This window comes from Salmonella sp. SJTUF15591, from assembly GCF_043356435.1.
Lineage (GTDB): Bacteria > Pseudomonadota > Gammaproteobacteria > Enterobacterales > Enterobacteriaceae > Salmonella > Salmonella enterica.
On the sequence record NZ_JBEUJO010000005.1, the window covers coordinates 24,924 to 46,023 of the forward strand.

Genomic DNA, 21,100 nt, shown 5'->3' on the forward strand with positions numbered 1-21,100 from the left:
GTGAAATATGGCTACTTTGCGCGAACTGATCATTAAAATATCTGCAAACTCTCAGTCGTTTCAGTCAGAAATTTCCCGAGCCTCTCGAATGGGTAATGACTATTACCGGGTAATGCAGACCGGAGGACGTCAGGCAGCTGCAGCGTCTCGGGAGACTCAGCGCGCACTGGCGGAGGTTACCAGTCAGATAAATACTGCGAAGGCGTCGGCTCTGGGGATGGCAGGTGCATTTGCTGGAGCATTTGCCACCGGTCATCTGATATCACTGGCCGATGAATGGAGCTCTGTTAATGCCCGTCTTAAGCAGGCCTCCCAGTCATCTGATGATTTTACGGAATCTCAACGTGCGCTGATGGATATCAGCCAACGAACCGGCACCGCCTTCTCTGATAATGCGAGCCTGTTTGCGCGTTCCGCTGCATCAATGCGTGAATATGGTTACAGCTCACAGCAAGTGCTGGACGTTACCGAGGCCATTTCAACCGGGCTGAAGCTTTCCGGGGCCAGTACGGCAGAAGCAAGCTCTGTAATCACCCAATTTAGTCAGGCGTTAGCACAGGGTGTACTGCGCGGCGAGGAGTTCAATTCTGTTAACGAAAACGGAGATCGGGTTATCCGTGCTCTTGCCGCAGGGATGGGGGTAGCCCGTAAAGATCTGAAGGCAATGGCCGATCAAGGTCTGCTAACTGCTGATAAAGTAGTCCCGGCCTTGATTAGCCAGCTTGGCACTATGCGCGGTGAATTCGAGGCAATGCCGCAGACCGTGTCAGCCGCAACGACAAAAATTGAAAATGCTTTCATGGCTTGGGTTGGCGGAGCAAATGAAGCCACCGGAGCGACAGCTACTCTGGTCAGCGTGATGAATGGAGTGGCTGACAATATTGATACAGTTGCGGCTGCTGCAGGTGTTTTAGCATCTATCGGTGGTGCCCGGTATTTGGGCGGAAAGTTGAGCGATCTCGGCAGCGAAACAGCTAACCTGATTGACGCTCGTAAAAATGAAATTGCCCTGGCAGCTGCCCGCGCCGAATCAGCTACCCAATCGCAAAGAAAGGCGGCTGCTGATGCTCTGGCCGCTGAACGAGCCTATCAGCTCGCCCAGTCAGAGCTGGCTCTGGCGAAAAATACCAATGCTGAAGCCCTGGCAACGCAAAATGCTATTGCGAAGCGCCAGGCGATGATCGCTGCGAATGCCGCACTTGTGCAGTCAAACCGTGCTGTGGCAACTTCTCAGGAAGCGCTGAACAAAATGACATCGGCTATGAATTTGGTTAAAGCCGGTGCATCTGGGCTGCTATCCCTTGTTGGTGGTATTCCTGGAATTTTGATGCTTGGTGCGGGTGCCTGGTTCGCCATGTATCAAAAACAGGAGCAAGCGCGTGAATCTGCTATTCAGTACGCATCAACTTTGGACGAAGTAGTAGAAAAGTCGAAACAGATGAGTCCGGCACAAATTAAGGGGGCTATAGCTGATGCCGGAGACTCAATTGATGCTTTAAAACGGAAATTAAATGATTTAAGAGATCAGCAAGACAGTGCAAGTGCGTCTATTAAGCAATATACGGACTTAGCTAGGCAGTTCGGCGTAGAGAATGACACCAATAACGGTTATGTCATTAATGCGATAAAATATCAGCGCGAATACGATAAAATTTCCAGGGATATAGCAGAAACTACCTCAAGGTTAAATCAGACAATATCAAACCAAAATAAGCTTCAGGGAGAAGCTATAAATAAAACCGTTGAAATGGCAGGGGCGGTTGGCTCTCTGACGGAAATGTATGATCGTCTGAATAAAGTAACCAAGCAGTATACACCAGTTTCACCGCCAAAATACGCAGGGCCAGTCCTTCCAGCGCTTGATTCAAAGCAACAACAAGCTATTGAGAAAGCACAGCGACAGCTCGAGCTATCTGGCCTTCAGGGATTGGATAAGGCTCGAAAGCAGGCGGAATTCGATGCATCTGACATTAATCTCCCGGCTGGTTGGCGTGAGAAGTATGTCAGCATGGAAGTTGAGTCTGCCAGGCAGTTGCAAGCAATTCGTGACTCCAGCCGCCATAAGGGCGGGAAATCCGAGGCGGAAAAAACAGCTGATACCTATGACAAGCTGATCAAGCAGCAGAAAGAGCAGATCGCTCTGGCTGGTCAAAATACCGAACTGGCAAAACTGAAATACCAGGTTAGTCAGGGCGAACTGGCGACGCTGACAGAGTCCCAGAAACAGACTCTTTTGCAGAATGCTGCGCTCATTGATCAGCAAAAAATACGTGAGCAACTTCGAAATTACGAGGCGAATCTTGCAGACAGTAACGCCAGCTCCCGCGCAGCGAACGAGGCTCAACTAATCGGCTACGGTCAGGGTTCTCGGTTTCGCGAAAGGCTTCAGGAACAATTCAATATCCGTAAGGAATTTGAAGAGAAGAATACTGATCTGCTTCGGCAACGGCAAACTGGTGAAATAGACGAAGCTTTCTACCAAGAAGCCCTGGCTTTAAATAAACGTTATCTCGATGAGCGCCTGCGCGATCAGCAAGGTTTCTATGCTGCTTCTGATGCTCAGAGAAGTGACTGGGCGGATGGCATGCGTGAAGGATTCGCTAACTGGGCTGACACCGCCTCGGACTATGCCTCTCAGTCTGCTGACCTGGTAAACAATGCCATGACCGGACTGGTGGGGAATATTTCTGATGCTCTGGCCGGTAATAAGGTCGACTGGGAGGACTGGGCCAGTTCTGTGCTTCAGTCTATGCAGAAAATTATCCTCAATGCGATGCTGGTGGATTCTTTGCGCTCAACCAGTAATAGCGGTTTTTTCAGTTCAATCGGCGGTATGTTTGGGGCGGGCGCAGGCGCTGTATCTGGCAGTACTCCGTCCGGCGCTTACAACTCAGCAGCGTCAGGACTTCAACTTAACGCAAAAGGTGGCGCCTATGCTTCTGCAAGCCTCAGCGCATACAGTAACAGCATCGTCAGTTCGCCTACCTATTTTGCCTTCGCCAAAGGCGCAGGCTTGATGGGGGAAGCTGGGCCGGAAGCTATCATGCCGTTAACCCGCTCCGCTGACGGATCGTTAGGAGTTCGTGTGGTTGGTTCACAGTCTCCGGCAGCCGGAAATGGCATCACTCAGCACATCACCCAGCATTTCACCATATCCGGTAATGGTGATGCAGCACTGAAACAGGCAATGCTGGAAGCAGCCCGGCTGGGGGCGAACGATGGCGCTAAACAGGCGCGTCAGGATTTGCTTCAGGATTTTTCTAATCGAGGGCAGGCGCGTCGTTTGTTAGGCGTGTGATGGACTGCATCATTAATTTAATTAGCCGAAAGGAGGGAGATAATTATGACTTTAGAACAACGAGTTGAGCCACTTGAATTTACAGTAGGGTTTCCGAAAGAGAATGGAGTAAGAATTTCCTTCGGAGAAAATTTACGCATGTCATCGACACAACGCATTGGCAGTAATGTGTCGGTGAAAATTGGCAAAGAAAATGTGGCCACTATCCATTACAGCGAAGACCTCGCTCCAGATTTTACACTTGAAGGGTACAATCAGCGTGCAAAAGAGTATGCTCAAAATGTTGTCGTGAAGATTATTGAAGCGGCCCGGATACAGACCGCAAAATATTTCGAGGGTGTAGTCAATGTGACTTAAATATTGAGTATGACCTCTTAAGTTTACACTTGAATGATTTATTCAGGTTTCGGGTTGAAATTTGAATAAAGTGCAGCTTCCTCTGTCAGTCCAAACCGTCCCAAATCTTTGATAAATTCATCACGCTGGAGTGGTGGGAATTTTGCAAGCAGAACTCCGATAATGAACTTTAACCGAGTTAATTCCTCATTAACTTCCTCTAAGTTATTGGTATTTGTTTTAATGTTAATATTAATTTTGTGATTAGACATAATTTATCCTTTTTATAGAGGTAATCAGCCGTCCCTCCTTTTCATGATTTCGCCAGTGTCCAACCACTGGCGGGCTGAACCACACACTTTAACCAGGGTTAATGTCCCGTAACACCCTGACAAATGATCAGTATCGCCGTTGCGCGTATTTATCCAGGAGCATTTATGGCTGCACTTGAATGGCCGGAAGATGTCTGTCCGGCGTCTTTGACGTGGCGACCAGAAAGCAATACCAAAACTTTTCGTTCCCCCTTCAATGGCTCATCGCAGACAGCTCGCTTCCCCGGCACCCGCTGGGTATGTTCCCTGACCTTTAATAACCTGACAGATGAAAAATCCAGGCGCATTGATGCTCTGGTGGCTTCCCTCGATGGCGAGTATGGCAGGGTAAAAGTTCGCGACTGGGGGAGAAGTGGTAGAGCACCTGCTGGAGCGCCTGTTATTGATGGCGCTAATCAGACCGGAACCCAGATCCAGAGTAAGGGCTGGACGCCGGGAGCAGTGGTGCTCAGACAGGGCGATTATTTCACTGTTAATGACGAGCTGAAGATGGTTACGGCCGACGTGACGAGCGCAGCGAACGGTACCGCAATGATTGTATTTGCCCCGATGTTGCGTAGTTCGCCGCCTGCTAATGCAGCCATTGAAGTCGCGAAACCCTACGGCATTTTCAAACTGAAGGATAACCAGCAGGGTGCCGGTAACCGAGTGCCGGGTGTTTTTACCAGTTACACGCTGGAGCTTGAGGAGGCATTCTAATGCTGTATTCCCCCTTTTCTGATTCGATGGTGGACTGGTTATCCCGCGACAGGGTGACGGCCGCGATCGCCGCCAATATTCAGTTTGAATCCGGTACCGTCTATGTGCATTCCGGTACCGGGACACTGATTCTTGGTGGTTATGTCTATTACGGCATGGGCCGTATGGGTTCTGTTGATGATGCCAGTGAAACCAGCACGACCAGCCCCACGCAGGTCAAAATGACCCTCTCAGGGCTGGATATGGCTCTCTTTGCCACCATGCTGAATGAGCGATGTGTGGGCAGAAATGCCGAAATCTATCTGGTGGCCATGGATGATAACGGTGTTGTCCAGGTTGCCGATCTCCTGTTTAAAGGGCGGGTATCCAGTACGGGGGCGACCGCTGGCGGTAAGAACGCCCTGCAGTACACCATCAGTAATATTTTTGAAGACTGGCAGCGTCCTTTCCCTGATCGCTATACCGATGAATCGCAGCAGGCCGCTTATCCCGGCGACCGTATATTCCGGTATGTGGCGCAGATGGCTGAACGATCGATTTATTGGGGCAGTAAAAAAGATGCACCAGGATTTATCTATAAGTGAGGAAGCATGAAGCATCCGGACTGGCATAACAGATTAATCACCGTAATAAGGGCCGCTGAGAAGCGGCCATTTTTATGGGGCAGTCATGACTGCTGCCTGTTCGCTGCGGACTGCGTTCAGGCCATGTGCGGCGAAGATTTTGCGGAAGGCTGGCGCGGAACGTATGACAGCGAAATGGGAGCAAAAAAGGCGATTCTTCGCGGTGGCGGCTCACTTGAAAAAGTGTTTGCTCGATATCTCGATGAAGTACCGGTGAAGCTGGCGCAGCGAGGGGATATTGCCATTGTTGAAAATTCCGGGGCGCGGTGTGCCGGAGTGGTGTATTCCGGCGTTGTATGGGTTCCGGGAGAAAATGGTCTTGTCCGACTGCGGGTTAAACCGCTGAGTGTCTGGAGGGTACGTTAATGCCTGCTGCTGTTCCTATTGTTGCCACCATTGCCGCAGGTGTGGCAGCGGCAAATGAAATGTATGCCATTGCGATGGTTATCACCGTCGCCGCACAGATTGCCACTCAGGCGCTGACCAAGACCCCGTCGCTGAATTCCAACCGTGATACGTCTGAACGCAAACAGGTTCTGCGCGCTGCGGCCAGTGCCAAAACCGTTGTTTACGGTCGCTCAACGTCGGCGGGCACTTTGTTCTTTTCCGAAGAGCAGGCTGGCGAACAGGATGATGGCGAAATGCTGCATCTGGCCATTGCCCTGGCGGGACACCCGTTATCAGGTGTACAGACTGTCTGGTTGGGTGACGAACCGATCAGTAGCTATCCTGAGCATGCCTTTTTCGAGGTGCACACCAACCGACAGACGGCGGATCCTTACATGCTGGAAAACTGCCCGTCATGGAAAGAAGATATGATCGGGAAAGGGATCACCTGGCTGCGCGTATCCCTGAAATTCAATGCCGAAAAATTCCCGGCAGGTATCCCTAACATCAAGGTAGAAAAGCAGGGGCGGGCTATTTATGACCCGCGTACCGGGTTAACGGGTTACAGCAATAATGCGGCGCTGGTTATCCTGGACTATTACCGCAATTACCTGAAAGTTCCTGACACCGATATTCTCTGGGACCAGTTTAAGGAAGCGGCGAATATCTGTGATGAGGATGTGATTACTGGCGGCAATACTGTTGAGAAGCGCTATACCATCAACGGTGAGTTCGATCTCAGTGAAAACAAAGTCAGTATTCTGGAAGGGATGCTGGCAGCGTGCGCCGGGGATGTAACGTATACAGCTGGCAAACATGGCCTTCTGGTCGGGGCGTATTACGGACCAGCTACCGAAGTGATCACTGAAAGCCAGTTGGCCGGTGATATCGAAATCATGCCGGAAGTCTCTCAGGCGGAACGCGTTAACACCATCAAGGGGACGTTTGTTGATCCGCAACAGGGATATACCGAAGCGGATTTCCCCTCTGTGTCTGTCGGTGAATGGGTGACGGAAGACGGAGTAGAAATATCGCAGGATATGAAGCTGCGATTTGTGACCTCTGAATTTCAGGCCCAGCGTCTGGCAGACGTGAAGTTAAAGCGCACCCGTATCGCCAGGACGATGAACGTAACGTTAAATCTGAGCGGGTACCGTTACCGCCCTGGAATGTATGTGAAGGTGAATTTCCCGTCTATCGGTATCGTGAATGTTGAGATGCGGGTAACTGACTGGAAGTTCGGCGTTCAGAATGGCGTCCAACTGACACTAAAGCAGGAAACAGCAGATGTCTGGGGCGATGTCATCGGTAAACCGATCGAGCGGCCACCGTTTACTCAGTTGCCATCAGGCGGCGTGGCGCAGCCGCAGAACCTGAAATACACCGTGGAGGAAATTGGTCAGGTCGTACAGGGGATTTTGTCATGGCAGAACATCGGACAGGTGGTCTACAACAAAGTGATCATTCGTCGCAATGGCCAGATGGTCATGTCCGTCCAGGTCCCCGGGACGTTCACGCGTCTTAGCGGATTACCAAAAGATACCTATACCGCTCATGTTATTGCTGTTAACCAGATGGGGGCAGAATCGCCGGAAGGTTATCTGGAGTTCAGCATTGAAGCGCCTCCGCCGCCATCGCACGTCGATATTGAGCAGGGGTTCTTTGCAGTCACGATGATCCCCAGGCTTGAGTCCATAACCAATGTTTCCACCCAATTTGACTTCTGGACATCAGGAGAAACTCAGCTTTCCGGCACAACGGCTGAAATCGTTGAGGGGAATGCCAGCAGAGAGGGTATCGGTACCACATGGACCAGCAACCAGTTACAGGCAGGTCATACCTATTATTGGTACATCAGGACGATTAACGCTTTCGGTGTATCAGCATTCGTTGAAGTGCCGGCATTATGCTCGATGGATACCGGTGAATTGATGGATCTTATTGATGACGGCATCCAAAAATCTGATGCATTCCAGAATGTTAAAGATGGGGTCGATACCAACCTCGAAGGAATTATGGAAAATTCGCTGGCGAACCACGGTACTGTTGAGCACCAGTATCAGCAGTACGGTGAGGTACGTGCCGATATCCTGGTCGTGAAAACTACGGTAGCGACTGCTGAGCAGGGACTTGCTGACCTGTCCACATATGTTCAGGCGCAGATTGGCCCTGAAGGTAGCCTTACATCAGCCGTTAACCAGAAGATGACAGCTGAGGTAAATAGTGATGGGACTGCAAAAGCCTCTTACACACTCAATATGGGGATTGTCAGGAACGGTGTGAAATATAACACCGGATTCGGCATGTCTATCGAGCCATCGGGGAATAGCTATAAATCTACCGTTGTATTTGCCGCGGATCAGTTCGGCATTTATTCCGGTAATAACCCCGGCAACTGGCAGGCTGCATTCTTCGTCTATAACGGACAGGTATTTATTCGTAGCGCATTAATTCAGGAAGCATCCATCGATTTTGCGAAAATTACCGATTCACTTCAGTCTGCAAACTTTATCCCCGGTGGTGGTGGACGCGGATGGAATTTACCAAAATCTGGTAGCCCAGAATTCCATGGGAAACTCTATGCCGACAGCGGTGAATTTGCATTTAACGGAGTGAATAACGTTACTCGCATTGACGGCAATGGGATCACAGTAAATCTCTCAGGAGGTGGTCGTGTTGTTGTTGGTCGCTGGACATAAGGTGAAATATGCCAGAAGGAATACTGATAGATTACAACGATGGCCGTCCTGTGATGGCGATTACAGCGGGGCTCCGTGCCCCGTCATTCTGCACAAGTTTTGCTGGTTACGGTACGGGGGCAAACCAGTTTCAGGTTAATACTCCATTAACGTCAGGCTCCACAGTTTTTGTTTTACCGACACGTCCGGTTGACGTTCAGGAGTTCGCAGACAATCAGACATGGATAGTTTTACCGATATATATGACATCCGTTACAAGAAACGGAGACAACGGTGTGACTGTTAACGGTACAAACAGGGGGAACTACCAGCGAATACCAAACTGGGCAGGAACTGTATTTGAAATTCTCCCTGCTGCTACTTACAACGAAGGACTTCTCGTTTCCAACTCTACTGATTTCACTGCAATTTCGAATCAGGCAAGATTAATGACATGTGCTTACGTTGGCACGGTGACAGTCAACGGCTCGATGGCGCTTCCCGTATCAGGAATACCATTCGGGAAGTGGGATAACAATAATGTGTCTGTAGGATTTGACGGAGCAAATATTATTGTAAGAGACATCAATTACTCAGGACGGGATGATGTTTCCGCATCTGTAACAATGGAACTGGTAATTTTCAATAATACCGCGCCTGTAGCCGGTGATGGAATTACCATGACTAATTCGGCTGGGCAGGTGACGTTTTCAACAGTGAAGCGGCCATTTGTGTATGACCAGCAACTAACGGTAACAGACAATAATCAATACATAGGTGATAAATATTGTCAGATAGTATTCACTGGCGCACAGTCAAGACGAGTGGATGGATATTTTAATATAAGGAAAAAGGGCGTGGTAATGTCAGGTGGAAACATCCGTTCAGCGTATAACCAGGTTGTTGGTAATTACAATGACAACAGATTTGATATGTCATTTAATCAAAATATCAATATGCCAATTCTTGTCCTTCCGGATATGTATTGAGGAAATATTCATGTCAGCAGGAACCTTAACTCTTACCAATAGCGCTGATGCTGTTACTGGCAGCGGCACATCCTTTACAACAGAACTTGCTGCTGGTGATTTTATTGTCGTAACTGTCGGCGGCATCCCTTATACACTCCCGGTTAAAACAGTAAATAACAATACATCACTGACGCTGGTTAGTGTTTACACAGGCCCGACACAATCCGGCGCTGCGTGGTCTGCCGTGCCTCGTGTTACTTTGAACATGGTCACGGCTGCCTTGGTGGCTCAAAGCGCTGAGGCATTGCGAGGACTGAATTACGATAAGCAGAACTGGCAAAGCATTTTTAGTGGAGCCGGTAACATAACAATCAAATTACCTGATGGTTCTGCGTGGAACGGCCCTTCGTGGAATAACATTAGTGAAACACTTAACCAAAAGGCTTCGAGTGGAGCTAATCGCGATATAACCAGTATAGCCGGATTAACCACACCATTAAGCCTGTATCAGGGAGGGACCGGGGGTAATACCCATCAGTCTGCATGTAATGGTATAGGGGCGCTTCAGGTAAACAGAAATGTGACAAATGCAGGTGATCCACATTTACCAACATGTTCGTTTTTCCTCGGTGATGGGCAGGAAGCTGGTGGTAATGGTAAACCATATCCATATTCAACTATTCTGAACGTTTCTGAATCAGGAAATACTGGTGAAAACGGTAATTATTCACAAGTTTCATTCCCGTCAATACAGGAGTCTGCTCCGCGAATTCGTCAAAGATTTGGCGGAAGCTCTCCGCGGTTAACCAACTGGCGGGACTTTCTGGTCAGGGACCTCAATACCTCAGTAGACACAAATGGTTTTATAAAGATAGCGTCTCCGGTTGTTAAAATTTATGCAGACGGTAGTTTTGATGTAAACAATGAGTCGGAGGGAATAACGGTAACGCGGCTTGCCGTTGGGGAGTATTTGATATCTGGGTGTCTGGGGATGAACGCTGATGCTGCATGGGGCGGTACTGACGGAGGATTTGATATCCCGCTTGATATAAACAAGCAACCCCGTATCTGGCTTGATTATGAGGTAAATACAGACGGTTCGATTCTTGTAAAAACATACCATCGTACACATCCGCAATCGCCAAAATTTGCCAGAAACGAGATTGATAATCTGACAAATGGAGATCCGATTGATATACCGTCAGACTCATTTGTTTCTGTGCGTGTTGAAATGCCGGCTGACAGCATCTGGAATCAGAAACAGGAAGCCGTCCATATCGCTATGGTGGAAGCCAGGATGAAGGAAGAGCGAACTGATGGTAATAATGTGTAGCGATCATTTATGACGTGGGACTGTCGACGCTGTACAGAAAATTTCCGGCTGGGTATCGGTAAAGGTGCCGCAGTCACGTTGTCTGCAAGAACGTGATTGCGGTAGGCCGGCCGCTGTTTAGTCAGGACTGACTGTAACCGTGTTTGTAGGTTTATAGATCGTACAGACCTCTATTGTGATGTAACATCGTAAGTTGATCAGCAGATCGTATGCTGACGATTTCAAAGCTACAGTGTAATATGCACGCCAGTCGTTGATGGGGTAGTTATTGTGGAATGTCCACCGCTGTGTCCATCAAGAAAAATTTATCAGCATAGCGAGTTAAAAAATTCATATTTATGAAGAATATAAGAAATTTCTCCATCATTGCTCACATTGACCACGGTAAATCGACGCTGTCTGACCGTATTATCCAAATCTGCGGTGGCCTGTCTGACCGTGAAATGGAAGCTCAGGTACTTGATTCGATGGATCTTGAGCGTGAGCGCGGTATTACTATTAAAGCCCAGAGTGTGACGCTGGATTTTAAAGCGTCTGATGGTGAAACTTATCAACTGAACTTTATCGACACGCCGGGACACGTTGACTTTTCCTATGAAGTTTCCCGTTCGTTAGCCGCCTGCGAGGGCGCGCTGCTGGTGGTGGATGCCGGCCAGGGCGTAGAAGCGCAAACGTTGGCGAACTGCTACACCGCGATGGAAATGGATCTTGAAGTGGTGCCGGTGCTTAACAAGATTGACCTGCCGGCCGCCGATCCGGAGCGTGTGGCGGAAGAAATCGAAGACATTGTCGGTATCGATGCGACGGACGCGGTACGCTGCTCCGCCAAAACGGGTGTCGGCGTGACGGATGTTCTGGAACGCCTGGTGCGCGATATCCCGCCGCCGCAAGGCGATCCGGACGGCCCGCTGCAGGCGCTGATTATTGACTCCTGGTTCGATAACTACCTGGGCGTGGTATCGCTGGTGCGTATTAAAAACGGCACCATGCGTAAAGGCGACAAAATTAAAGTGATGAGCACCGGGCAGACCTACAACGCTGACCGCCTGGGGATCTTCACGCCGAAACAGGTTGATCGTACCGAGCTGAAGTGCGGCGAAGTAGGCTGGCTGGTCTGCGCTATTAAAGATATCCTCGGCGCGCCGGTTGGCGATACCTTAACCTCAGCGCGTAACCCAGCGGAAAAAGCGTTGCCGGGCTTTAAGAAGGTGAAACCGCAGGTCTATGCAGGTCTGTTCCCGGTCAGCTCCGACGATTATGAAAGTTTCCGCGACGCGCTCGGCAAGCTGAGCCTGAACGATGCCTCACTGTTTTATGAACCGGAAAGCTCCTCGGCGCTGGGCTTTGGTTTCCGCTGCGGCTTCCTCGGCCTGTTGCACATGGAGATCATTCAGGAGCGTCTGGAACGCGAATACGATCTGGATCTGATCACCACTGCGCCGACCGTGGTGTATGAAGTAGAAACAACGGCGAAAGAGACTATCTATGTTGATAGCCCCTCCAAGCTGCCGCCGTTGAATAACATTTATGAACTGCGCGAGCCTATCGCCGAATGTCATATGCTGTTACCACAAGCCTATTTAGGTAACGTTATTACGCTGTGTATTGAGAAACGCGGCGTACAAACTAACATGGTGTATCACGGTAACCAGGTCGCGTTGACCTATGAAATCCCGATGGCGGAAGTGGTGCTCGACTTCTTTGACCGTCTGAAATCAACGTCGCGCGGCTATGCGTCTCTGGATTATAACTTCAAGCGCTTCCAGGCTTCCGACATGGTGCGTGTTGATGTGTTAATCAACAACGAACGTGTCGATGCGCTGGCGCTGATCACGCACCGTGATAACTCGCAAAGCCGTGGTCGCGAGCTGGTGGAGAAGATGAAAGATTTGATCCCACGCCAGCAGTTTGATATCGCGATTCAGGCGGCGATTGGTACGCATATTATTGCCCGTTCGACGGTAAAACAGTTACGTAAAAACGTGCTGGCGAAGTGCTACGGCGGTGATATCAGTCGTAAGAAAAAACTGCTGCAGAAACAGAAAGAAGGTAAGAAACGCATGAAGCAGATCGGTAACGTCGAGCTGCCTCAGGAGGCGTTCCTCGCCATTCTGCATGTCGGTAAAGACAATAAATAATCCCTAAGGAGTTGGCATGGCGAACATGTTTGCCCTGATTCTGGTGATAGCCACACTGGTGACGGGCATTTTATGGTGCGTTGATAAGTTTGTTTTCGCGCCAAAACGTCGGGCGCGCCAGGCTGCCGCGCAAACGGCGTCGGGAGATGCGCTGGATAACGCTACGCTCAATAAAGTGGCGCCTAAGCCGGGCTGGCTGGAGACCGGGGCGTCGGTTTTCCCGGTTCTGGCGATCGTTCTGATCGTTCGTTCATTTCTTTATGAACCCTTTCAGATCCCGTCAGGCTCAATGATGCCGACACTGCTTATCGGCGATTTTATTCTGGTGGAAAAATTTGCCTACGGCATTAAAGATCCGATCTACCAGAAAACCCTGATTGAAACCGGTCATCCAAAGCGCGGGGATATTGTGGTATTTAAATATCCGGAAGATCCTAAGTTAGATTACATCAAACGCGCAGTCGGTTTGCCGGGCGATAAAATCACTTATGATCCGGTTGCGAAAGAGGTGACGATTCAGCCTGGCTGTAGCTCCGGTCAGGCGTGCGAAAATGCGCTGCCGGTTACCTACTCTAACGTTGAGCCGAGTGATTTTGTACAGACCTTTGCCCGCCGTAACGGCGGAGAAGCGACCAGCGGTTTCTTTGAGGTTCCGCTAAACGAGACGAAAGAAAACGGCATTCGCCTGACCGAACGTAAAGAGACGTTGGGCGATGTGACGCACCGCATCCTGATGGTGCCGATAGCTCAGGATCAGTTGGGCATGTATTACCAACAGCCAGGACAACCGCTGGCGACCTGGGTTGTACCACCGGGACAATATTTCATGATGGGCGACAACCGCGATAACAGCGCGGATAGCCGTTACTGGGGATTTGTTCCGGAAGCGAATCTGGTCGGTAAAGCGGTTGCTATCTGGATGAGCTTTGACAAGCAGGAAGGGGAGTGGCCGACAGGCGTACGCCTGAGTCGTATCGGCGGTATTCACTAACTGTGACGAAATGATCGTTCACGCTGCCGTCTTTTTAGCGGCAGCGTGAATTATTTCCTGGATAAATTCCCTCAGACTAACGACATCCCCTGTCGTTGTGTATAGAATATTCCCCCGAAGTTTTAGGTTGGCGCCGTTTGGTCGCCACGGCACACGAAACAGCGTTGGTTATAGACAACCTTCTTTCCGCTGCAGCGATGCGGCAGGACAGATGACGTGTATCAGGTCTGTTTCGTGTGCTGGATTGTTGACGCATTCATTTATTGGTATCGCATGAACCCCATCGTAATTAATCGGCTTCAACGGAAGCTGGGCTACACTTTTAATCATCAGGAGCTGTTGCAGCAGGCATTAACTCATCGCAGCGCCAGCAGTAAACATAACGAACGCCTGGAATTTTTAGGCGATTCAATCCTGAGCTTCGTTATCGCTAACGCGCTTTATCACCGTTTCCCACGGGTGGATGAGGGAGATATGAGCCGTATGCGCGCCACGTTGGTACGTGGTAATACGCTGGCGGAATTAGCCCGTGAGTTTGATTTAGGCGAGTGCCTGCGTTTAGGGCCAGGCGAATTAAAAAGCGGCGGATTTCGTCGGGAGTCCATTCTGGCGGACACCGTTGAAGCGTTAATCGGCGGAGTATTTCTCGATAGCAATATCCAGACCGTCGAGCAGTTAATCCTTAACTGGTATAAAACCCGTCTGGATGAGATAAGTCCGGGCGATAAACAAAAAGATCCTAAAACGCGCTTGCAGGAGTATTTGCAGGGTCGCCATCTGCCGCTGCCATCTTACCTGGTTGTGCAGGTGCGCGGCGAGGCGCACGATCAGGAATTTACTATCCACTGCCAGGTCAGCGGCCTGAGCGAACCGGTGGTTGGCACGGGTTCCAGCCGTCGTAAGGCGGAGCAGGCTGCCGCCGAACAGGCGCTGAAAAAACTGGAGTTGGAATGAGCACTGACAAAACTTACTGCGGATTTATTGCCATCGTCGGACGTCCGAACGTTGGCAAATCCACCTTGCTGAACAAACTGCTTGGGCAGAAGATTTCGATCACTTCCCGTAAAGCGCAGACCACGCGCCACCGCATTGTCGGTATTCATACCGAAGGCCCGTATCAGGCAATCTATGTCGATACCCCGGGACTGCATATGGAAGAAAAGCGCGCCATTAACCGTTTGATGAATAAGGCGGCGAGCAGTTCGATTGGCGACGTTGAGCTGGTGATTTTCGTTGTGGAAGGCACCCGTTGGACGCCGGACGACGAAATGGTCCTGAACAAACTGCGCGATGGCAAAGCGCCGGTTATTCTCGCCGTTAACAAGGTGGATAACGTGCAGGAAAAAGCTGATTTGCTGCCGCACCTCCAGTTCCTGGCAAGCCAGATGAACTTTCTTGATATCGTACCCATCTCTGCTGAAACGGGTATGAACGTCGATACCATTGCCGGTATCGTGCGTAAACATTTACCGGAAGCGATTCATCACTTCCCGGAAGATTACATCACCGATCGCTCTCAGCGCTTTATGGCGTCTGAAATCATTCGTGAAAAGCTGATGCGTTTTCTCGGCGCCGAGCTGCCGTATTCCGTTACCGTTGAGATTGAACGTTTTGTTACCAACGAACGCGGCGGCTATGATATCAACGGGCTGATCCTCGTCGAGCGCGAAGGGCAGAAGAAGATGGTGATTGGCAACAAAGGCGCCAAAATCAAAACCATTGGTATTGAAGCGCGTAAAGACATGCAGGAGATGTTTGAAGCGCCGGTACACCTGGAACTGTGGGTGAAAGTGAAATCCGGCTGGGCCGATGACGAACGCGCTCTGCGCAGTCTCGGTTACGTAGACGATCTGTGAGTTAACACAGCGTGGAAGGGTGGCAGCGCGCATTTGTCCTGCACAGTCGCCCCTGGAGCGAAACCAGCCTGATGCTGGACGTCTTCACGGAAGAATCGGGGCGCGTGCGCCTTGTCGCCAAAGGCGCGCGATCTAAACGTTCCAATCTGAAAGGCGCGTTACAGCCTTTTACGCCGTTATTGCTACGCTACAGCGGACGCGGCGAGGTGAAAACCCTGCGCAGCGCCGAGGCAGTTTCTCTGGCGCTGCCGTTAAGCGGTATTACGCTCTATAGCGGCCTGTACATCAACGAACTCCTCTCTCGCGTACTGGAATATGAAACGCGCTTCTCCGAACTCTTTTTTGATTATCTGAACTGTATTCAGGCGCTGGCGGGAACCACCGGCTCGCCTGAACCGGCGTTGCGACGTTTCGAACTGGCGTTGCTGGGACATCTGGGGTATGGCGTCAATTTCACCCACTGTGCAGGCAGCGGCGAACGGGTGGATGACACCATGACCTACCGTTACCGCGAAGAAAAAGGCTTTTTCGCCAGCGTCGTCATCGATAACAACACCTTTACCGGACGGCACCTGAAAGCGCTGGAGGCGCGGGAATTTCCGGATGTAGATACCCTGCGTGCCGCTAAACGCTTTACCCGTATGGCATTAAAGCCGTATCTTGGGGGAAAACCGTTAAAAAGCCGGGAGCTGTTCCGGCAATTTATGCCCAAACGCACAGTAAAAACGAAGAAAGATTAACGAGGATTGTCATGGCTGAATTACTGTTAGGCGTCAATATTGACCACATTGCCACGTTACGTAATGCGCGCGGCACCGACTATCCGGATCCGGTACAGGCGGCGTTTATTGCTGAACAGGCAGGCGCGGACGGTATTACCGTACACCTGCGCGAAGATCGTCGCCACATTACCGATCGCGATGTGCGCATTCTGCGTCAGACGCTGCATACGCGTATGAATCTGGAGATGGCGGTGACCGAAGAGATGCTGGCGATCGCCGTAGAAACCAGGCCGCATTTCTGTTGTCTGGTGCCGGAAAAGCGTCAGGAAGTCACCACCGAAGGCGGTCTGGATGTGGCCGGACAGCGCGATAAAATGCGTGATGCCTGCGCGCGCCTGGCGGCGGCTGGCATCCAGGTTTCGCTCTTTATCGATGCCGATGAAACGCAAATCAACGCGGCGGCGGAAGTCGGCGCGCCGTTTATCGAAATCCATACCGGCTGCTACGCCAACGCAGAAACCGATGCGGAACAGGCAAAAGAGCTGGCGCGTATTGCCAGCGCCGCGACCCTGGCGGCCCGTCTGGGGCTAAAAGTAAATGCGGGTCATGGTCTGACCTACCATAACGTCAAAGCTATTGCCGCACTGCCGGAAATGCACGAGCTCAATATCGGTCATGCCATTATTGGTCGGGCAGTGATGACGGGGCTGAAAGAGGCGGTGGCTGAAATGAAACGTTTGATGCTGGAAGCGCGCGGCTAATGGCGATTCTCGGCCTGGGAACGGATATTGTAGAGATTGCCCGCATTGAGGCAGTGATCTCCCGTTCCGGCGAACGTCTGGCAAGGCGTGTGCTCAGTGACAACGAGTGGGCTATCTGGGAGACGCATCAGCAGCCGGTGCGTTTTCTCGCCAAGCGTTTTGCGGTCAAAGAGGCGGCAGCGAAAGCTTTTGGCACCGGCATCCGCAACGGTCTGGCGTTCAATCAGTTCGAAGTGTTTAACGATGAGCTGGGAAAACCACGTTTGCGGCTGTGGGGCGAGGCGTTAACGCTGGCGGAAAAACTCGGTGTGGCGCACATGCATGTCACGTTGGCCGATGAACGCCATTACGCCTGCGCCACGGTCATTCTGGAAAGTTAGATTTGCCGGATGGCGGCGTAAACACGTTATCTGACCTACAGGCCGATATATTGTCGGCCTGATAAGCATAGCGCCATCAGGCATTGTTGCGTTGGAAGTGCGTTAACCCGCTTACAGTTTATCTGCGTGATGCATCAGAACAAACTTATCCCACAACTGTTCTTCGGTTTCGACATGGGCGGGATCCTGCAAAATCGTATTGGGGATCGGGCAGACTTTCTGACAGGTCGGCGTTTCGTAATGGCCTATACACTCGGTGCATTTGTCGCTGTTAATCTCATAAATGCTGTCGCCCATTGAAATCGCCTCATTCGGGCACTCCGGCTCGCACATATCGCAATTGATACATTTTTTGGTGATTAACAGCGCCATCAGGAAATTCTCAGAAACAACACAAATCGGGCGGGCATTATACGCCTATTTTCTGCTCGGGCCAGCTCTTTTCTGGCGCTGATTTGTTATCTACAGTGTAAAAATTTTTGATCTGCTTGAGCAGGCAGATGGTTGCGTTATCCAGTGAAAGGTCATTACTGTGCACCAGCATGACAGGAATAAAGAATGCGGGGATGCCCAGTGAAACCAGGCGAACATTTTTGGGTGTCGATAAATGGGTTAGCGAGCGGGTAATAAATGCGATGCCAATCTGCGCTTCGGCATACTCAAGGCATGAGTAGTGGTTATCCAGTTCGCAGATGACGTTAGGGACGACTTTGCGGTTATTAAATTCTGTGGTGATGATCCCTCTTAATAGCAGAGAGTCATTAAGCACGATAATGGGCTGGTCGTTTAAATCTTTTAGATGCAGACGTTCGCGTGTCGCCAGAGGATGAGAAAGTGGGATTGCAGCGATAATTTCATCTTCAAACAGCATGGTCGAGCTTAGCTGGGCAGGGAGCGTTGTTCGATAAACAATGCCAATATCAACGGCGCTATCCGTCAGCTTTTTAATGGTTTGCTCAGTTGAGAACTCTTTAACATTTAAAGATATTTCCGGATGGTGCGCCATAAAGTTGCGAAAAGCGGGCAGGACCAGGTAGCTGCCTGACACCCCGATTGAAATAGTATCGCGCTGTTGATCCTGATAGGGAAGAAGTTCATTTTCGGCATTTTTTAAATCCAGCATTATTTTGTTAGCGTGTCGTTGCAAAATAATGCCTGCTTTTGTTAATTTAATTCCTCTACCTTTTCGCTTAAATAATATTGTTTTAAGTGATGACTCAAGTTGTTTGATTTGCTGACTTAATGATGGCTGAGTGATAAACAGGCGACTGGCTGCCCGACCATAATGTAATTCATCACACAATATCAGGAAGGAATGTAGTTGTTTGATATTCATTAAAATTTAATGCCAATCGATTGGGTTTTGTTATAACGATTATAAAAAATACCAAATTGTTTGCCTATTTTGCTTTTTTTAAACTGTGATCAGTGCATTTTAAAAAGGGAAAATTATGTCGGCATCAATCAACCGCTGGGGAATGCTTGCCGCTCACGTGTGCATCAATTTTGTGCTCGGGGGCGTCTACGCATTTAGCTATTTCAAAACACCACTCATGGCGCAATATCACTGGGATCCGGCTACGCTGGCGTTAGCATTCTCTATCAACATGGGGATCATTCCTTTACCGATGATTTGGGGCGGGAGAATGATCGACAATGGTAAAGGAAAGCAGGCGATAGTTATCGGCGGTATCCTGTTTTCTTTAGGTTTTATCTTGTCCGGGTTTGTGGATAATTTGCCTATGCTGTTTTTAACCTACGGCGTCATTGCCGGGTTGGGATCGGGCCTGGCTTTTACGGGTAATCTTAATAATATTCTGAAATTTTTCCCTGACCGTCGCGGTCTGGCCAGCGGTATCGTACTGGCGGGTGTTGGCGTCGGGACGCTACTTTGCACCCGCCTGGCCGAATATTTTATGGCGCAAACTCACGATGTTAGTCGGGCGTTGTTATATCTTGGTATTGTTTATCTGGTGGTTATTTTTATCGTCCAGTTCTTTATTCGTAGCGCGCCAGCAAAAGATAGTGGAGGAATTAAAGCGTCGCCACTGGATAAAGACTATCGGCACATGCTGAAAGATTTGCGCTTCTGGCTGCTGTTTATGATTCTGGCGCTGGGCGTGTTCTCTGGGATGGTAATTAGCTCAAGTTCTGCGCAAATTGGTATGACGCAGTACGGTTTACTGTCCGGTGCATTAGTCGTTAGCCTGGTCTCGATATTTAACTCGATCGGTCGCCTGTTCTGGGGAGGGTTAACCGATAAATTAGGCGGCTATAATACGCTGGTTATTGTTTACCTCTTTACTTGCTTGTGTATGCTGCTGTTATTTTTCTTCAATGGCAATACTTCGGTATTTTATTTCAGCGCTCTGGGCGTGGGCTTTGCTTATGCCGGTATATTAGTTATCTTCCCTGGCTTGACCAGCCAGAATTTTGGTATGCGTAACCAGGGGCTAAACTACGGCTTTATGTATTTTGGTTTTGCCGTCGGTGCGGTTATTGCTCCTTATGTAACGTCCACTATTGCAAAATATACCGGAAGCTACAATACAGTATTTATTTTGACAACGGTGCTATTGCTTATTGGAGTCGTGTTGACCCTGATAACGAAGAAATATGTCGCAACGGTTTTAGCCAAAATTCATTAATCAGATAATAAGGAAATAAAAATGAAAATTGCAATCGCAGGTGCAGGCGCTATGGGATGTCGTTTTGGCTATATGCTGCTGGAGGCCGGGCACGACGTGACGCTTATCGATAGCTGGCAGGAGCATGTCGACGCTATTCGTAGCAAGGGGTTGTTTGTCGAAACGGAAACGACTCAGAAGTATTACCCCATCCCTGCTATGTTGGCTGATGAATCCCAGGGGGAGTTTGAGCTGGTTATTCTGTTTACCAAAGCCATGCAGTTGGATAGCATGTTACAGCGTATTAAGCCATTACTGCCAGCCGCGAAAGTGGTGATGATTTTATCTAACGGTCTGGGAAATATTGAAACGCTGGAGAAATATGTCGATCGGCAGAAAATCTATGCGGGTGTGACGTTATGGTCCAGCGAACTGGAGGGGGCTGGGCATATTATGGCCACCGGTACCGGAACGATTGAACTGCAGCCGATTGCCAGCCAGGATTCGGCTCAAGAGGCTAAGGTCATTGCCACCCTTAATAGCGCTGGATTGAATGCTGAAATAAGCCCTGACGTATTATTATCGATCTGGAAGAAAGCAGCCTTTAATAGCGTAATGAACACCTATTGCGCGCTACTGGATTGTAATGTCGGCGGATTTGGTCAGCGGCCTGGTGCTTTAGATTTAGCGCAAGCGGTAGTTGTTGAGTTTGTATTGGTTGCTGCCAGCCAGAATATTCCGTTGACTGAGCAAATGGTGATGAATACGGTGAAGAAAGTGTTCGATCCGCGTGAGAGCGGCCACCACTATCCTTCTATGCATCAGGATTTACATAAAGGCCGACTGACTGAAATCGACTATTTAAATGGTGCGATTGCGCGAATCGGCGCTCAGAACAATATTGCCGTACCGGTTAACACACTCCTGACGCAATTGATTCACGCGAAAGAAGCGCAATAAACTTGATG

At 49.9% G+C, this 21,100-nt stretch carries 20 protein-coding genes; 17 read left to right on the top strand and 3 right to left on the bottom strand.

Going from position 1 to position 21,100, the window contains the following annotated elements; translation table 11 throughout:
• The first annotated feature begins 7 nt into the window (after positions 1 to 7).
• Positions 8 to 3,298 (top strand): phage tail tape measure protein, encoded by a 3,291-nt coding sequence (locus ABVM99_RS12815; protein ID WP_023194826.1) that lies wholly within the window; start codon positions 8 to 10, stop codon positions 3,296 to 3,298.
• 45 nt (positions 3,299 to 3,343) lie between these two features.
• Positions 3,344 to 3,655 carry a hypothetical protein gene (locus ABVM99_RS12820; RefSeq protein WP_000171561.1) on the top strand — a complete coding sequence of 104 codons (312 nt, stop codon included), beginning with the start codon at positions 3,344 to 3,346 and terminating at the stop codon, positions 3,653 to 3,655.
• 38 nt (positions 3,656 to 3,693) lie between these two features.
• Here the strand turns inward: ABVM99_RS12820 and ABVM99_RS12825 are convergent, their stop codons facing one another.
• Positions 3,694 to 3,906, bottom strand: coding sequence for a hypothetical protein (locus ABVM99_RS12825; RefSeq protein WP_000064923.1), 213 nt, complete (start codon positions 3,904 to 3,906; stop codon positions 3,694 to 3,696).
• A 165-nt stretch (positions 3,907 to 4,071) separates the two neighbouring features.
• Here ABVM99_RS12825 and ABVM99_RS12830 point away from each other — a divergent pair, with 165 nt between their 5' ends.
• The 13 genes from ABVM99_RS12830 to acpS all read left to right on the top strand — a co-directional run bounded on the left by ABVM99_RS12830 (position 4,072) and on the right by acpS (position 17,505).
• Entirely contained in the window at positions 4,072 to 4,665 is a 594-nt protein-coding gene (locus ABVM99_RS12830) for a hypothetical protein (protein WP_000729325.1), read from the top strand.
• Positions 4,665 to 5,249 carry a hypothetical protein gene (locus ABVM99_RS12835; RefSeq protein WP_000967282.1) on the top strand — a complete coding sequence of 195 codons (585 nt, stop codon included), beginning with the start codon at positions 4,665 to 4,667 and terminating at the stop codon, positions 5,247 to 5,249. Before ABVM99_RS12830 ends, ABVM99_RS12835 begins: the two co-directional genes overlap by 1 nt.
• Before the next feature lie 6 nt (positions 5,250 to 5,255).
• Complete coding sequence (locus ABVM99_RS12840; RefSeq protein ID WP_000682267.1) at positions 5,256 to 5,654, top strand: DUF6950 family protein; 399 nt, start codon at positions 5,256 to 5,258, stop codon at positions 5,652 to 5,654.
• Entirely contained in the window at positions 5,654 to 8,374 is a 2,721-nt protein-coding gene (locus ABVM99_RS12845; RefSeq protein WP_023194825.1) for a DUF1983 domain-containing protein, read from the top strand. The genes ABVM99_RS12840 and ABVM99_RS12845 overlap by 1 nt, the downstream gene beginning before the upstream one ends.
• An 8-nt stretch (positions 8,375 to 8,382) precedes the next feature.
• Positions 8,383 to 9,342: a DUF6453 family protein gene (locus tag ABVM99_RS12850; protein WP_052938275.1), complete on the top strand. Its 960-nt coding sequence runs from the start codon at positions 8,383 to 8,385 to the stop codon at positions 9,340 to 9,342.
• Between the two features lie 10 nt (positions 9,343 to 9,352).
• Positions 9,353 to 10,657 (top strand): hypothetical protein, encoded by a 1,305-nt coding sequence (locus tag ABVM99_RS12855; RefSeq protein WP_052938276.1) that lies wholly within the window; start codon positions 9,353 to 9,355, stop codon positions 10,655 to 10,657.
• A gap of 338 nt (positions 10,658 to 10,995) precedes the next feature.
• Positions 10,996 to 12,795, top strand: coding sequence for a translation elongation factor 4 (gene lepA, locus ABVM99_RS12860; protein WP_000790154.1), 1,800 nt, complete (start codon positions 10,996 to 10,998; stop codon positions 12,793 to 12,795).
• A 16-nt stretch (positions 12,796 to 12,811) separates the two neighbouring features.
• Positions 12,812 to 13,786: a signal peptidase I gene (gene lepB, locus ABVM99_RS12865; protein ID WP_000002559.1), complete on the top strand. Its 975-nt coding sequence runs from the start codon at positions 12,812 to 12,814 to the stop codon at positions 13,784 to 13,786.
• Between the two features lie 273 nt (positions 13,787 to 14,059).
• Entirely contained in the window at positions 14,060 to 14,740 is a 681-nt protein-coding gene (rnc, locus tag ABVM99_RS12870) for a ribonuclease III (protein WP_001068341.1), read from the top strand.
• On the top strand, positions 14,737 to 15,642 hold the full coding sequence (gene era / locus ABVM99_RS12875; protein WP_000102230.1) for a GTPase Era: 906 nt from the start codon (positions 14,737 to 14,739) through the stop codon (positions 15,640 to 15,642). Before rnc ends, era begins: the two co-directional genes overlap by 4 nt.
• A gap of 11 nt (positions 15,643 to 15,653) precedes the next feature.
• Positions 15,654 to 16,382 (top strand): DNA repair protein RecO, encoded by a 729-nt coding sequence (gene recO / locus ABVM99_RS12880; RefSeq protein WP_000399380.1) that lies wholly within the window; start codon positions 15,654 to 15,656, stop codon positions 16,380 to 16,382.
• 11 nt (positions 16,383 to 16,393) lie between these two features.
• Positions 16,394 to 17,125, top strand: a complete 732-nt coding sequence (gene pdxJ, locus ABVM99_RS12885; protein WP_000818972.1) for a pyridoxine 5'-phosphate synthase — start codon at positions 16,394 to 16,396, stop codon at positions 17,123 to 17,125.
• A complete protein-coding gene (gene acpS / locus ABVM99_RS12890; protein WP_000986043.1) occupies positions 17,125 to 17,505 on the top strand; it encodes a holo-ACP synthase in 381 nt (126 codons plus the stop codon). Before pdxJ ends, acpS begins: the two co-directional genes overlap by 1 nt.
• 111 nt (positions 17,506 to 17,616) lie before the next feature.
• Here acpS and ABVM99_RS12895 read toward each other — a convergent pair whose 3' ends face one another.
• Entirely contained in the window at positions 17,617 to 17,877 is a 261-nt protein-coding gene (locus tag ABVM99_RS12895) for a YfhL family 4Fe-4S dicluster ferredoxin (protein ID WP_023194805.1), read from the bottom strand.
• A 37-nt stretch (positions 17,878 to 17,914) separates the two neighbouring features.
• Positions 17,915 to 18,841, bottom strand: a complete 927-nt coding sequence (locus ABVM99_RS12900) for a LysR family transcriptional regulator (RefSeq protein ID WP_023194806.1) — start codon at positions 18,839 to 18,841, stop codon at positions 17,915 to 17,917.
• A gap of 115 nt (positions 18,842 to 18,956) precedes the next feature.
• On the opposite strand from ABVM99_RS12900, the gene ABVM99_RS12905 reads away from it, so the two are divergent.
• Positions 18,957 to 20,153, top strand: coding sequence for an OFA family MFS transporter (locus tag ABVM99_RS12905; RefSeq protein WP_052938315.1), 1,197 nt, complete (start codon positions 18,957 to 18,959; stop codon positions 20,151 to 20,153).
• A gap of 21 nt (positions 20,154 to 20,174) precedes the next feature.
• On the top strand, positions 20,175 to 21,092 hold the full coding sequence (locus tag ABVM99_RS12910; protein ID WP_023195393.1) for an oxidoreductase: 918 nt from the start codon (positions 20,175 to 20,177) through the stop codon (positions 21,090 to 21,092).
• The last annotated feature ends 8 nt before the right edge of the window (positions 21,093 to 21,100 follow it).

What these genes read in the sequence shown, in the direction of transcription:
- ABVM99_RS12840 (WP_000682267.1), top strand. Translation starts at nt 5,256, where the DNA reads ATGAAGCATCCGGACTGGCATAACAGATTAATCACCGTAATAAGGGCC.
- era (WP_000102230.1), top strand. Translation starts at nt 14,737, where the DNA reads ATGAGCACTGACAAAACTTACTGCGGATTTATTGCCATCGTCGGACGT.
- ABVM99_RS12845 (WP_023194825.1), top strand. Translation starts at nt 5,654, where the DNA reads ATGCCTGCTGCTGTTCCTATTGTTGCCACCATTGCCGCAGGTGTGGCA.
- ABVM99_RS12910 (WP_023195393.1), top strand. Translation starts at nt 20,175, where the DNA reads ATGAAAATTGCAATCGCAGGTGCAGGCGCTATGGGATGTCGTTTTGGC.
- ABVM99_RS12815 (WP_023194826.1), top strand. Translation starts at nt 8, where the DNA reads ATGGCTACTTTGCGCGAACTGATCATTAAAATATCTGCAAACTCTCAG.
- ABVM99_RS12855 (WP_052938276.1), top strand. Translation starts at nt 9,353, where the DNA reads ATGTCAGCAGGAACCTTAACTCTTACCAATAGCGCTGATGCTGTTACT.
- acpS (WP_000986043.1), top strand. Translation starts at nt 17,125, where the DNA reads ATGGCGATTCTCGGCCTGGGAACGGATATTGTAGAGATTGCCCGCATT.
- rnc (WP_001068341.1), top strand. Translation starts at nt 14,060, where the DNA reads ATGAACCCCATCGTAATTAATCGGCTTCAACGGAAGCTGGGCTACACT.
- ABVM99_RS12835 (WP_000967282.1), top strand. Translation starts at nt 4,665, where the DNA reads ATGCTGTATTCCCCCTTTTCTGATTCGATGGTGGACTGGTTATCCCGC.
- lepB (WP_000002559.1), top strand. Translation starts at nt 12,812, where the DNA reads ATGGCGAACATGTTTGCCCTGATTCTGGTGATAGCCACACTGGTGACG.
- ABVM99_RS12830 (WP_000729325.1), top strand. Translation starts at nt 4,072, where the DNA reads ATGGCTGCACTTGAATGGCCGGAAGATGTCTGTCCGGCGTCTTTGACG.
- ABVM99_RS12820 (WP_000171561.1), top strand. Translation starts at nt 3,344, where the DNA reads ATGACTTTAGAACAACGAGTTGAGCCACTTGAATTTACAGTAGGGTTT.
- lepA (WP_000790154.1), top strand. Translation starts at nt 10,996, where the DNA reads ATGAAGAATATAAGAAATTTCTCCATCATTGCTCACATTGACCACGGT.
- ABVM99_RS12900 (WP_023194806.1), bottom strand. Translation starts at nt 18,841, where the DNA reads ATGAATATCAAACAACTACATTCCTTCCTGATATTGTGTGATGAATTA.
- ABVM99_RS12895 (WP_023194805.1), bottom strand. Translation starts at nt 17,877, where the DNA reads ATGGCGCTGTTAATCACCAAAAAATGTATCAATTGCGATATGTGCGAG.
- pdxJ (WP_000818972.1), top strand. Translation starts at nt 16,394, where the DNA reads ATGGCTGAATTACTGTTAGGCGTCAATATTGACCACATTGCCACGTTA.
- ABVM99_RS12905 (WP_052938315.1), top strand. Translation starts at nt 18,957, where the DNA reads ATGTCGGCATCAATCAACCGCTGGGGAATGCTTGCCGCTCACGTGTGC.
- ABVM99_RS12850 (WP_052938275.1), top strand. Translation starts at nt 8,383, where the DNA reads ATGCCAGAAGGAATACTGATAGATTACAACGATGGCCGTCCTGTGATG.
- ABVM99_RS12825 (WP_000064923.1), bottom strand. Translation starts at nt 3,906, where the DNA reads ATGTCTAATCACAAAATTAATATTAACATTAAAACAAATACCAATAAC.